Here is a 12764-nt window from a genome sequence, read left to right as displayed (position 1 = left end):
TCAGGCGTAAAGCGGGTTGACCTTGTCGACATTGATGCCGTACTTCTTGATCGCCTCGACCACCTTGGCCACCGGCACCGTGCCATCTTCGCTCAATGCCTTGAGCGCTGCCACCACGATGTAGTGGCGGTTGACCTCGAAGTGCTCGCGCAGCTTGTTGCGGAAATCGCTGCGGCCGAAGCCGTCGGTGCCCAGTACCTTGTAGTTGCGGCCCTTCGGGATGAAGGGACGGATCTGCTCGGCATAGGCCTTCATGTAGTCGGTCGATGCCACCACCGGGCCGGTCGTGGGCGCGAGCTGCTCGGCCACGAAGGGCACGCGCGGCGCCTGGTCCGGGTGCAGCAGGTTCCAGCGGTCGGCGTCCTGGCCGTCGCGCGTCAGCTCGTTGAAGCTCGGGCAACTCCACACCGAGGCGGAAACGCCCCAGTCCTTTTCGAGCAGATCCTGCGCAGCGAAGCTTTCGCGCAGGATCGTGCCGCTGCCCAGCAGTTGCACGGTGGGCGACTTGGCCTTCAGTGCCGGCCCCTGCTTCGACAGGTACATGCCCTTGATGATCTGCTCTTCGGTGCCGGGCTGCAGGCCGGGCATCGGGTAGTTCTCGTTGAGCAGCGTGAGGTAGTAGTAGACATTGTCCTGACGCTCGACCATGCGCTTGAGGCCGTGGTGCAGGATCACGCCCACCTCATGCGCGAAGGTCGGGTCGTAGCTCACGCAGTTCGGGATGGTGTTGGCCAGGATGTGGCTGTGGCCGTCTTCGTGCTGCAGGCCTTCGCCGTTGAGCGTGGTGCGCCCCGAGGTGCCGCCCAGCAGGAAGCCGCGCGCCTGCATGTCGCCGGCCGCCCAGGCCAGGTCGCCGATGCGCTGGAAGCCGAACATCGAGTAGTACACATAGAACGGCACCATGATGCGGTTGTTCGTGCTGTACGACGTGGCCGCCGCGATCCAGCTCGACATGCCGCCGGCTTCGTTGATGCCTTCCTGCAGGATCTGGCCGGCCTTGTCTTCCTTGTAGTACATGACCTGGTCCTTGTCGACCGGGGTGTACTGCTGGCCTGCGGGATTGTAGATGCCGATCTGGCGGAACAACCCTTCCATGCCGAAAGTGCGGGCTTCGTCCACCAGGATGGGAACGACGCGCGGGCCCAGCGCCTTGTCGCGCAAGAGCTGCGTGAGGAAGCGCACGTAGGCCTGCGTGGTCGAGATCTCGCGGCCTTCGGCCGTGGGCTCCATCACCGACTTGAAGACGTCGAGCGAAGGCACCGTGAAGCTCTCGTCGGCCTTGGTGCGGCGGTGCGGCAGGTAGCCGCCGAGGGCCTTGCGGCGCTCGTGCAGGTACTTCATTTCCGGCGTGTCGTCGGCCGGCCTGTAGAACGGCAGCTCGGAGATCTGGCTGTCGGGGATCGGGATGTTGAAGCGGTCGCGGAAGGCCTTGATGTCCTCGTCGCCGAGCTTCTTGGTCTGGTGGACCGTGTTCTTGCCCTCGCCGATCTTGCCCATGCCGAAGCCCTTGACCGTCTTGATCAGGAGCACCGTCGGCTGGCCCTTGTGCTTCACGGCCGCGTCGAAGGCCGCATAGACCTTTTGCGAATCGTGGCCGCCGCGGCGCAGCTGCCAGATGTCGTCGTCGCTCATCTTGGACACCATTTCGAGCGTGCGCGGGTCACGGCCGAAGAAGTGCTTGCGCACGTAGGCGCCGTCGTTGGCCTTGAAGGCCTGGTAGTCGCCGTCGTTGGTCTCCATCATGATCTTGCGCAGCGCGCCGTCCTTGTCGCGCGCAAGCAGCGGATCCCAGCTGCTGCCCCAGATCAGCTTGATGACATTCCAGCCCGAGCCGCGGAACTCGCCTTCGAGCTCCTGGATGATCTTGCCGTTGCCGCGCACCGGGCCGTCCAGGCGCTGCAGGTTGCAGTTGATGACGAAGATCAGGTTGTCGAGGCCTTCGCGCGCGGCCAGGCCGATGGCGCCCAGCGATTCGACCTCGTCCATTTCGCCGTCGCCGCAGAACACCCAGACCTTGCGGTTCTCGGTGTTGGCGATGCCGCGGGCATGCAGGTACTTGAGGAAGCGCGCCTGGTAGATGGCCATCAGCGGGCCGAGGCCCATCGAGACGGTCGGGAATTGCCAGAACTCGGGCATCAGCTTCGGATGCGGGTAGCTGGACAGGCCCTTGCCGTCGACTTCCTGGCGGAAGTTGAGCAGCTGCTCTTCGCTCAGGCGGCCTTCGAGGTAGGCGCGGGCATAGATGCCGGGCGAGACGTGGCCCTGGATGTAGAGGCAGTCGCCGCCGTGGTTTTCGCTCTCGGCATGCCAGAAGTGGTTGAAGCCGGCACCGAACATGTTGGCCAGCGAGGCAAAGGAGCCGATGTGGCCGCCCAGGTCGCCGCCTTCGGCGGGGTGGTGGCGGTTGGCCTTGACCACCATCGCCATGGCGTTCCAGCGCATGTAGGCGCGCAGGCGCTCCTCGATCTCGAGGTTGCCGGGGCAGCGCTCTTCCTGGTCGGGCTCGATGGTGTTGACGTAGGCCGTATTGGCGGAGAACGGCTTGTCGATGCTGTGCTGCCGCGCATGTTCGAGCAGTTGCTCGAGAAGGAAGTGGGCCCGTTCAGGTCCCTCGCTTTGAATCACGGAGGACAGTGCATCCATCCATTCACGGGTTTCCTGGGCGTCCGCGTCGTTCGCGGCCGAGCCGAACAGGTTCTCGGGATTTGCCGACATGCTTGTCTCTCCTTTAGGGCTGTGGCTGTAATTTAGTGCGCTCTTCGATCACCGGGCGGGAGTTTCTCATAGAAATACTTATATTTCAAATGGTGCATGCGAATTTCTTATTGTGATATTTTGGAAACAAAGTCGCCCGCGCCGGAATCAATGGCACTGCAGCCCTTCTCTCCTTGGCGCAGGGGCCATCACCTAAACTCGCAGCATGCCTTTTTCCTCTCCGCTGGCGGTTGCCCGCAGCGCCGTGAATGCGTCTCCGCTCTCGTGGTGGCGCCGCTGGTGGCGCCAGCAAACGCCGGTGCTGCAAGATGCGGTCGCCATGCTGGCGCCGATCGCGGCGGTGCTGCTGTTCCTGGCGGCCATCGTTTCGGCGTTCTGGTATTTGCGCACCGAGGAGGTCGAGCGCGAGCAGGAATCCGTGCGGCGCGATGTCGAATACGCGCAGCAGCGCATGCGCCTGCGCCTGCTCGAGCGCCAGGAACAGCTGATGCGCATCGCGCGCGACGCCTCCAATCGCGAGATCGACCCGATCGAATTCGCGAGCCGCGCAGAATCGCTGGTGAGCCAGTTCCCCGAGCTGCAGACCGTCACCTGGATCGACGACCGGCGGCGCTTCAAGGCCGGCTATTCGGCGCCGAGCGTGCATCCCGCGCAACAGCACCTGATCGGCGACGTGCTGCGCCCGGGCGACGTGGAAAGCAACTACGCCCTGGCGCGCGAGCTGCGCCAGCCGGTTTTCTCCCAGCCGGTGGCGGGCGGCGATCCCGCGGCGATGCTGCAGTTGCATATTCCTCTCTTCGACCAGGGCCTGTTCGCGGGCGTGGTGCTCGGCGAATTTTCGGTCGATGGCCTGCTGCGCTACGGCATGCCGTCGGAAGTACAGGCGCGCTACGCGGTCTCGCTGCTCGACGCCAAGGGCGACGTGCTTGCGGGCAATACGGTCAACCTGAGGGAAAGCGGCAGGCGGCTCCTCCCCTGGCCCGAAAGAACCAACGAGTACGAGGTGCCGGTTTCGCCCGTCGGCAATGCGCTGGTGCTGCGCGCCCAGGCCTACCGCACTTCGCAGGGGGTGGTCGGCAACGGCCTGTTCTGGCTGGTCTGCGCACTCAGCGTGCTGACCAGCTGGATGCTGATCGGCACCTGGCGCCATACCCGGCGGCGCCAGCAGGCCCAGCAGCGGCTGGTCGCCGAAACCAACTTCCGTCGTGCGATGGAAAACTCCATGCTCACCGGCATGCGCGTGCTCGACCTGCAGGGCCGCATCACCTACGTGAATGCCGCCTTCTGCGCGATGACGGGCTGGAGCGAGGCCGAACTGGTGGGCCAGTCGCCGCCCTTCCCCTACTGGCTGGAGTCGGACCGCGAAGTGATGAACGAGCGGCTCGAGGAAGAGCTGCACGGTCGCGCCCTGCCCGGCGGCTTCCAGGTGCGCGTGAAGCGCAAGAACGGCAGCGTTTTCAACGCCCGGCTCTATGTATCGCCGCTGATCGACGCGCGCGGCCACCAGACCGGCTGGATGACCTCGATGACCGACATCACCGAGCCCACGCGCATCCGCGAGCAGCTGTCGGCCTCTTATGAGCGCTTCACCACGGTGCTGGAGGCGCTCGACGCTGCCGTGTCGGTTGCGCCCATCGGCAGCGAGGAGCTGCTGTTCGCCAACAAGCTGTACCGCCTCTGGTTCGGCTCCGACACCGTGGGCCACCTGGGCATGGTGGCGCAGGCCGGCGTGCCCGCCTCCAATGCGCATGACGAGGGCCTGGACGACGTCGACCCCTACGCCGGCCTGCCGATCGACACCCTGACCGCCGCCCAGACGGCCAACAACGAGATCTTCGTGCCGCACCTGGGCAAGTGGCTCGAGGTGCGTTCGCGCTACCTGACGTGGGTCGACGGCCGGCTGGCGCAGCTGGTGATCGCCACCGACATCACGCCGCGGCGCGACGCCGAAGAGCAGGCCGCGGCGCAGGCCGACCGCGCGCAGGCCGCGAGCCGCCTGATCACGATGGGCGAGATGGCGTCCAGCGTGGCGCACGAACTCAACCAGCCGCTCACGGCCATCACCAACTACTGCAACGGAATGATGTCGCGCCTCAAGGGGCAGGCCATCGACACCGAGGCGCTGCTCGCGGCGCTGGAGAAGACCTCCAAGCAGGCGCAGCGCGCGGGGCAGATCATCCAGCGCATCCGCTCCTTCGTGAAGCGCAGCGAGCCCAACCGCACGGCCGCCGACGTGTCCACCATGGTCAGCGAAGCGGTCGAGCTCGCGGGCATCGAGCTGCGGCGGCGCAACGTGCGGCTCAACCACTACGTGGCCGCGCGGCTGCCGGTGGTGCAAGTGGACCCGATCCTGATCGAGCAGGTGATGGTCAACCTGCTGAAGAACGCGGCCGAGTCCATCGACATTGCCGAGCGTCCGCTCGCGCGCCGCAGCGTCGAGCTGCGCGTGCTGCCCAAGGTGATCGAGGGCCACAACGCCATCGAGTTCTCGGTGCAGGACACCGGCAAGGGCCTGGCGCCCGAGGTGATGGACCGCCTGTACGAAGCCTTCTTCTCCACCAAGCCGGAAGGCATGGGCATCGGGCTGAATCTGTGCCGCACCATCGTCGAGTCCCATCGGGGCAGGATGCAGGCGGAGAACATCTACAATGGTCCGGATGTGATCGGATGCCGTTTTTCCTTCTGGATTCCGGTGTTGGACGCTCCCAGTTCCGTAGCAAGCGACGAGGCAAAGGTACCTGCATGAGTTTGATTCCGAAGAAGGGCACTGTCTATGTCGTCGACGACGACGAAGCCGTGCGAGATTCGCTGCAATGGCTGCTCGAAGGCAAGGACTACAGGGTTCGCTGCTTCGATTCGGCCGAGTCCTTCCTCTCCCGATACGACCCGCGCGAAGTCGCCTGTCTGATCGTCGACATCCGCATGGCCGGCATGACCGGCCTCGAGCTGCAGGACCGGCTGATCGAACGGCGTTCCCCGCTGCCCATCGTGGTGATCACCGGCCACGGCGACGTGCCGATGGCGGTCGACAGCATGAAAAAAGGCGCCATGGATTTCATCCAGAAGCCTTTCAACGACGAAGAGCTCGTCACGCTGGTCGAGCGCATGCTCGAGCACGCGCGCGGCGCCTTCACCCAGCACCAGCAGTCGGCCAGCCGCGACGCGCTGCTGTCCAAGCTCACCGGCCGCGAGGCCCAGGTGCTCGAGCGCATCGTCGCCGGCCGCCTGAACAAGCAGATTGCCGACGACCTGGGCATCAGCATCAAGACGGTCGAGGCGCACCGCGCCAACATCATGGAAAAGCTCAACGCCAACACCGTGGCCGATCTGCTCAAGATCGCGCTCGGGCAGGCGGCGCCGGCCGCCAAAGCCTAGAAGCTATCCCCCCGATAGCAATGAATGACTCTCACGCCTGCGCAAGCGGGCGTTTTTACTTGGAAAATCGAAACCGATGACCGCCCAACTGATCGATGGCAACGCCCTCGCCAAAACCATTCGCGCCGAGGTTGCCGGCCGCACCGCCGCACTGAAGGCCAAGGGCGTGGACCCGGCCCTTTCCATCATCCTCGTGGGCAGCGACCCGGCCAGCCAGGTCTACACGAAGCACAAGGTCAACGACAGCACCGAAACCGGCCTCGCGGCCACCCTCGAAACCTATCCTGCCGACATGAGCGAGGCCGCGCTGCTGGACCGCATCCGCGCCCTCAACGACGACCCCAAGGTGCACGGCATCCTGGTTCAGCTGCCGCTGCCAAAGCACATGGACAGCCAGAAGGTCATCGAGACGATCTCGCCCGCCAAGGACGTGGACGGCTTCCACGTGGCCAGCGCCGGCGCGCTCATGACCGGCGCGCCGGGCTTCTGGCCCTGCACGCCCTACGGCTGCATGAAGATGCTCGAATCCATCGGCTACGACCTGCGCGGCAAGCATGCGGTGGTCATCGGCCGCAGCAACATCGTCGGCAAGCCGATGGCCATGATGCTGCTGGCCAGGAACGCCACCGTGACCATCTGCCACAGCGCGACGCAAGACCTGGGCGCCCTCACGCGCCAGGCCGACGTGATCGTGGCCGCGGTGGGCAAGCGCAACATCCTGACGGCCGGCATGGTGAAGCCCGGCGCGGTCGTGATCGACGTGGGCATGAACCGCAAGGAAGACGGCAAGCTCGCCGGCGACGTCGACTTCGACGGCGTCAAGGAAGTGGCCGGTTGGATCACGCCCGTGCCCGGCGGCGTCGGCCCCATGACGCGCGCCATGCTGCTCGTCAACACCCTTGAAGCCGCGGAACGCGCCGCCAAGTGATTTCCATGGCCACAAAGAACAACCCCCTCCTCGACTTCACCGATCTCCCGCTGTTCGACCGCATCGAGCCCGAACACGTTGCGCCCGCGGTCGACATCCTGCTGGCCGAAGCCGAGGCAGCGCTGCAGACCGTGACGGCGGCCGACTTTCCCGCCGACTGGAACGCGATCTCCAAGGTGCTCGACGTGGCGTCCGAACGCTTCAGCCGCGCCTGGGGCGCCGTGGGCCATCTCAACGCCGTGGCCGACACGCCGGAACTGCGTGCCGCCTACAACGAGGCCATGCCGCGCGTGACCGCCTTCTGGACCCGCCTGGGTTCCGACGAGCGCCTCTATGCCAAGTACAAGGCCATCGACGTGGCCACCCTCAACCCCGAGCAGCGCCAGGCGCACAAGAATGCCATGCGCAACTTCGTGCTGGGCGGCGCGGAACTGCAGGGCGAGGCGAAGAAGCGCTTTGCCGACATCCAGGAACGCCAGGCCGAACTGAGCCAGAAATTCAGCGAGAACGCGCTCGATGCCACCGACGCCTTCTCGTACTACGCGGCGCTGGGCGAGCTCGAGGGCGTGCCCGAAGACGTGGTGAGCGCGGCCCGCGGAGCAGCCGAAGCCGAGGGCAAGCAGGGCTACAAGCTCACGCTCAAGATGCCCTGCTACCTGCCCGTGATGCAGTTCGCCAGGAGCAGCGCGCTGCGCGAAACGCTCTACCGGGCCTACGTCACCCGCGCCAGCGAGCTTGGCGATCCGGCCTTCGACAACACGGCGCTGATCAACGAGATCCTCGCGCTGCGGGAGGAAGAAGCCAAACTGCTCGGCTACAGGAATTTTGGCGAACTCTCGGTCGTGCCCAAGATGGCCGAGTCGCCCGAGCAGGTGATCAAGTTCCTGCGCGATCTCGCGGCCAAGGCCAAGCCGTACGGCGAACGCGACCTGGCCGACCTGCGCGCCTTCGCTGCGGACCAATTGGGCATCACCGATCCGCAGGCGTGGGACTGGAGCTACATCGGCGAAAAACTCAAGGAGGCGCGCTATGCCTTCAGCGAGCTGGAGGTCAAGCAGTACTTCCCGGCGCCCAAGGTGATGGCCGGCCTGTTCAAGATCGTCGAGACGCTGTTCGAGGTTTCGATTCGCCGCGACAGCGCGCCCACCTGGCACCCCAGCGTCGAGGTCTATCGCATCGAGCGCGCCGGGCAGAAGGTCGGCCAGTTCTACCTCGATCCTTCCGCCCGCGCCGCCAAGCGCGGCGGCGCCTGGATGGACGACGTGCGCGCGCGCTGGCTGCGCCCGGACGACGGCATGCTGCAAACACCCGTCGCCCAGCTCGTGTGCAACTTCGCGAGCGGCGTCGACGGCAAGCCGCCGCTGCTCACGCACGACGACGTGACCACCCTGTTCCACGAATTCGGCCACGGCCTGCACCACATGCTCACGCAGGTGAACGAGCGCGACGTGTCGGGCATCAGCGGCGTCGAGTGGGACGCGGTCGAGCTGCCGAGCCAGTTCATGGAAAACTTCTGCTGGGAGTGGGACGTGCTCAGGCACATGACGGCCCACGTCGATACCGGCGAGCCGCTGCCGCGGGCGCTGTTCGACAAGATGACCGCCGCCAAGAACTTCCAGAGCGGCCTGCAGACGCTGCGCCAGATCGAGTTCTCGCTGTTCGACATGCTGCTGCACACCGAATACCAGGCCGCCGCCGCACAGCCGGGCGGCGTGCTCGCGCTGCTGGGCAAGGTGCGCACCGAGGTGGCCGTGATGCCCTCGCCTCCTTTCAGCCGCACGCCGAACACCTTCAGCCATATCTTCTCGGGCGGCTACGCGGCCGGCTACTACAGCTACAAGTGGGCCGAGGTGCTCAGCGCCGACGCCTATGCCGCCTTCGAGGAAACCGTGGGCGCCGACGGCCAGCCGAACATCGAAACCGGCCGCAGGTACCGCCAGGCCATCCTCGAAGCCGGCGGCAGCCGCAGCGCCATGGATTCGTTCAAGGCCTTCCGCGGCCGCGAGCCACAGCTTGATGCGCTGCTGCGACACCAGGGCATGGCACAGACCCGGCCCGCTTGATGCGCGCCTGAAGCTTGCGATACTCGGGCGATGCATTCGATCCACCAGAAATCCTCCTTGCATCGCCTGTCCGGCTTCGCCCTGCTGCTGATCGCCGCAGGGGCAATGGCCCAGCCGATCTACCGCAACGTCGACAAGAACGGCAAGGTCACCTTCTCGGACCGCGCGCCCACCGCAAGCACGGAACCGGCCGCGGCCCCGCAGGCCGGCATCACGCCTCCCGCCAATGCCGGGCTGCCCTACGAATTGCGGCAAGTGGCGCAGCGCTATCCCGTGACGCTCTACAGCAGCGAGGAATGCGCGCCCTGTGGCACCGCCCGTTCGCTGCTCGTCACGCGCGGCATTCCGTTCGAGGAGCGCACCGTCAAGAGCAGCCAGGATGTGGAGGCATTGCAGCGCTTGAGCAACCAGGCCTCGCTGCCGCTGCTGACGATCGGCTCGCAGCAGCTCAAGGGCTACTCGGACGCCGAATGGTCGCGTTACCTCGACGCCGCGGGCTATCCGAAGAGCAACAGCCTGCCCGCGGGCTACCGCAATCCGCCGGCGCGGCCGCTGGTCGCGCTGCAGCCGGCGCCCGCCGCATCCGAGCCCGCGCCCGTTGCGCAGCCAGCGCCACAACCGCCCACGCCCGCCCCGAGCGGTCCGAGCCCGAGCAATCCGGCAGGCATCAAGTTCTGAACCGGCCGGCCGCCGGCCAGAAGAGCACGCGGCCTTCCTTCTTCAGTCGAACTGCATCGTCTGCACGCCCGAGGGCGTACCCAGCAGGCACACGTCGGCCTTCTGATGCGCAAACACGCCGACCGTGACCACGCCGGGCCACTGGCTCACTTCGGATTCGAAGGCGAGCGGATCGCTGATCCGCAGTCCCGTCACGTCGACGATGTGCTGGCCGTTGTCGGTCACGAGCGGCAATCCGTCCTTCTCGCGCACCTGTGCGATGCCGCCCATGGCCTCGAACTGCCGCATCACCCGGCGCGCTGCCATCGGAATCACCTCCACCGGCAGCGGAAAGGCGCCGAGCGTGTCTACCAGCTTGGAAGCATCGGCAATGCAGACGAAGCGCCGCGACTGCGCCGCCACGATCTTTTCGCGCGTGAGCGCCGCACCGCCGCCCTTCACCATGAAGCCGTGGTGGTCGATCTCGTCGGCACCGTCGATGTAGACCCCCAGTTCGTCGACCTCGTTGCTGTCGAACACCGGAATTCCCAGGGCACGCAGGCGTTCGGTCGAGGCCACAGAGCTGGACACCGCCCCCTTGATCTGGTCCTTGATGGTGGCCAGCGCGTCGATGAACTTGTTCACGGTGGAACCCGTGCCCACGCCGACGATTTCACCCTTGGCCACGTAGGCCAGCGCGGCGCGGCCGACCTGGGCCTTGAGTTCGTCCTGGGAGATGGCGCCCGCGCCGTTCGCGGCGCCGGAGGCGGAAGAAGGGGAAACGGGTGCAGTCATCGCGGAGAATCCTTGGCTCATTGAAGTCGAGAATTATCCGATGCCCCTGCTCCCCTCTTCGCTCTACGGCCTGGCCCGGCCCTTTCTGTTCGGCTTCGACCCGGAGCATGCCCACGAACTCACGCTCGACGGGCTGGCCCGCACGCAGAACACGCCGCTGGCCTGCGCCTACGCCGCGCCGCGCGTCGATGATCCGGTCACGCTGGCGGGGCTGGAGTTTCCCAACCGCGTGGGCCTGGCCGCCGGCCTCGACAAGAACGCCCGCTGCATCGACGCCTTTGCCGCCATGGGCTTCGGCTTCGTCGAAGTCGGCACGGTCACGCCCAAGGCGCAACCGGGCAACCCCAAGCCGCGCATGTTCCGCCTGCCCCAGCGCGACGCGCTCATCAATCGGCTCGGATTCAACAACGAAGGGCTCGACGCCTTTCTTGCCAACGTGCAGAAGGCGCGCTTCCGCAGGAGCGGCGGCGGCAAGAAGCCGATGCTGCTCGGACTCAACATCGGCAAGAACGCCGCCACGCCCATCGAAAAGGCCGTGGACGACTACCTGGCCTGCCTGGACGGCGTGTACCCGCATGCCGACTACGTGACCATCAACATCTCGAGTCCCAACACCGCCAACCTGCGGACACTGCAGAGCGACGAGGCGCTCGACGCCCTGCTGGGCGCCATCGCGGAACGCCGCCATGCGCTGGCCGAGCACAGCCATCGGCGCGTGCCGCTGTTCGTGAAGATCGCTCCCGATCTGGACGAGAGCCAGGTCGCCGTGATCGCCGCCACGCTGCAGCGCCACGGCATGGACGGCGTGATCGCCACCAACACCACGCTGGCACGAGACGCGGTCGCCGGCCTGCCGCATGCCGACGAAGCGGGCGGGCTCTCGGGCGCGCCCGTGCGCGAGGCGAGCAACCGCGTGGTCTCGCAGCTGCGCGCGGCGCTGGGGCCGGGTTTTCCGATCATCGGGGTGGGGGGAATCCTCAGCGCGGCCGATGCCAAGGCCAAGATTGCCGCGGGCGCGGACGTGGTACAGATCTACACAGGCCTCATCTACCGCGGCCCGGCGCTGGTCCGCGAGGCGGCGCAGGCCTTGCTGCAAAGCCGCAGCGCCGCCTGAGCCTTCGCTCTTTCTCTTTTCTTCTCAGCGCATGCGCCAGAGCACTGGCGCAATGAACGCGGCCCAGCGCAGCAGCCGCTTGGGCCGGATCACCACCACGGCCACCGCGGCGGCAACGCCGGTGGCCACGGGGTGCTCCCGCGCAATGCGCAAGGCCGCGGCTGCCGCCGATTCGTCGGCCGGCGGTGCTTCGGAGGAAGCACCCGTTGCACCGGCGGGCCGTGCCGGACCTGCCCCCTGCATGGTGGCAATGCGTTCGCGCTGGCGCTCCATGCGGGCGAGCAGTTCCTCGCGCGTGGCGGGCCGCCGGGGACGCGGCGCTTCTTCGTCCTGGTCGGGATCCTTGCCGAGGCCGAAGCTGTCCTGCACCCAGGCCCAGTCACGTTCGAATTCGCGGCGCGCCGGAGTGAAGCTGTTCGAGGCATTGCGAAGGGTCAGGAACAGCCCCAGCGCCGCACCCAGCCAGAGCAGGACCCACACGCCGGCCACCGACCACGCTGCAGCGATGCGGTGCGGTGTTTCCCAGAAATGCACCACCACCGCCATCGACAGCAATGCCACCGCCACCGTGGTCAGGCCGAGCACGGCCACCACCAGCACGAGCATCAGCTTGAGGCGCTGCTTCTCGTCCTCCCACGCCATGCGCAGGAGCTGCACGCGGTCTTCGGCCGCCAGCGCACCTTCGGCCGCAGCGATCCGCAGCCGCCGCAAACGGGCATTGAGCCCGAACAGGGACAGCAATCTCATGCGCCGACTCCGGCTCGGCGAGGAACGGCGCGGCGGCTTGCGTTCAGGTCAGCGGCGGCCAAGCAGCAGGCCCACCAGCACGCCGACGGCCAGCGCAGCGCCGGCAATCTGCCACGGTTCGTCGTGGGCGTAGGCGTTGGCAGAGTTGGCCGCTTCGCGGGCCTTCTTGGCGGCCAGCTTGCTCTTTTCCGCGGCAAGCTCGCGCGCAATGGCGAGCTTGGTGTCGATGCGCTGGCGCAGCGCCTTGATGTGGGGAACCGAATCCAGGTCCTTGCTGGCCAGCACGCCGCGCACGTCGCTTGCGATGTCTTCGGCTGCCGCTTCGATATTGTTGGATGCACTCATTGGAATCTTTCCTCCGTGATGGCAC

General features: G+C 66.5%; 10 protein-coding genes. 6 read left to right on the top strand and 4 right to left on the bottom strand.

The features are described from left to right. Positions 1-2715, bottom strand: coding sequence for a pyruvate dehydrogenase (acetyl-transferring), homodimeric type (gene aceE, locus ACAM54_RS10970; protein ID WP_369650695.1), 2715 nt, complete (start codon positions 2713-2715; stop codon positions 1-3). 205 nt (positions 2716-2920) lie between these two features. Between aceE and ACAM54_RS10965 the strand changes: the two genes are divergently transcribed. From ACAM54_RS10965 to ACAM54_RS10945, 5 genes are all read left to right on the top strand, one after another. Beyond that, the gene (locus ACAM54_RS10965; RefSeq protein ID WP_145743387.1) at positions 2921-5461 is read left to right on the top strand and encodes a PAS domain S-box protein; all 2541 of its coding nucleotides are present in this window, start codon (positions 2921-2923) and stop codon (positions 5459-5461) included. Beyond that, the gene (locus ACAM54_RS10960; RefSeq protein ID WP_012747279.1) at positions 5458-6090 is read left to right on the top strand and encodes a response regulator transcription factor; all 633 of its coding nucleotides are present in this window, start codon (positions 5458-5460) and stop codon (positions 6088-6090) included. The genes ACAM54_RS10965 and ACAM54_RS10960 overlap by 4 nt, the downstream gene beginning before the upstream one ends. A gap of 76 nt (positions 6091-6166) precedes the next feature. After that, positions 6167-7018: a bifunctional methylenetetrahydrofolate dehydrogenase/methenyltetrahydrofolate cyclohydrolase FolD gene (gene folD / locus ACAM54_RS10955; protein ID WP_369650694.1), complete on the top strand. Its 852-nt coding sequence runs from the start codon at positions 6167-6169 to the stop codon at positions 7016-7018. A gap of 5 nt (positions 7019-7023) precedes the next feature. Further along, positions 7024-9081 carry a M3 family metallopeptidase gene (locus ACAM54_RS10950; protein ID WP_369650693.1) on the top strand — a complete coding sequence of 686 codons (2058 nt, stop codon included), beginning with the start codon at positions 7024-7026 and terminating at the stop codon, positions 9079-9081. Between the two features lie 30 nt (positions 9082-9111). Then, positions 9112-9759, top strand: a complete 648-nt coding sequence (locus ACAM54_RS10945; protein ID WP_369650692.1) for a glutaredoxin family protein — start codon at positions 9112-9114, stop codon at positions 9757-9759. A gap of 42 nt (positions 9760-9801) precedes the next feature. Here the strand turns inward: ACAM54_RS10945 and rpiA are convergent, their stop codons facing one another. Then, positions 9802-10533: a ribose-5-phosphate isomerase RpiA gene (rpiA, locus tag ACAM54_RS10940; protein ID WP_145743379.1), complete on the bottom strand. Its 732-nt coding sequence runs from the start codon at positions 10531-10533 to the stop codon at positions 9802-9804. A 40-nt stretch (positions 10534-10573) separates the two neighbouring features. Here rpiA and ACAM54_RS10935 point away from each other — a divergent pair, with 40 nt between their 5' ends. Further along, positions 10574-11647, top strand: coding sequence for a quinone-dependent dihydroorotate dehydrogenase (locus ACAM54_RS10935; RefSeq protein ID WP_369650691.1), 1074 nt, complete (start codon positions 10574-10576; stop codon positions 11645-11647). A 24-nt stretch (positions 11648-11671) separates the two neighbouring features. Here the strand turns inward: ACAM54_RS10935 and ACAM54_RS10930 are convergent, their stop codons facing one another. Next, positions 11672-12394 carry a phage holin family protein gene (locus ACAM54_RS10930; protein ID WP_369650690.1) on the bottom strand — a complete coding sequence of 241 codons (723 nt, stop codon included), beginning with the start codon at positions 12392-12394 and terminating at the stop codon, positions 11672-11674. Between the two features lie 48 nt (positions 12395-12442). Then, positions 12443-12739, bottom strand: a complete 297-nt coding sequence (locus tag ACAM54_RS10925; RefSeq protein WP_012747272.1) for a DUF883 family protein — start codon at positions 12737-12739, stop codon at positions 12443-12445. Between the last annotated feature and the right edge of the window lie 25 nt (positions 12740-12764).

Origin of the sequence: Variovorax sp. V93 (genome assembly GCF_041154485.1) — a bacterium.
GTDB classification, from domain to species: Bacteria; Pseudomonadota; Gammaproteobacteria; order Burkholderiales; family Burkholderiaceae_C; genus Variovorax; species Variovorax beijingensis_A.
Note: the sequence above shows the minus strand (reverse complement) of the source record. Positions and strands in the feature narration are given on the sequence as shown.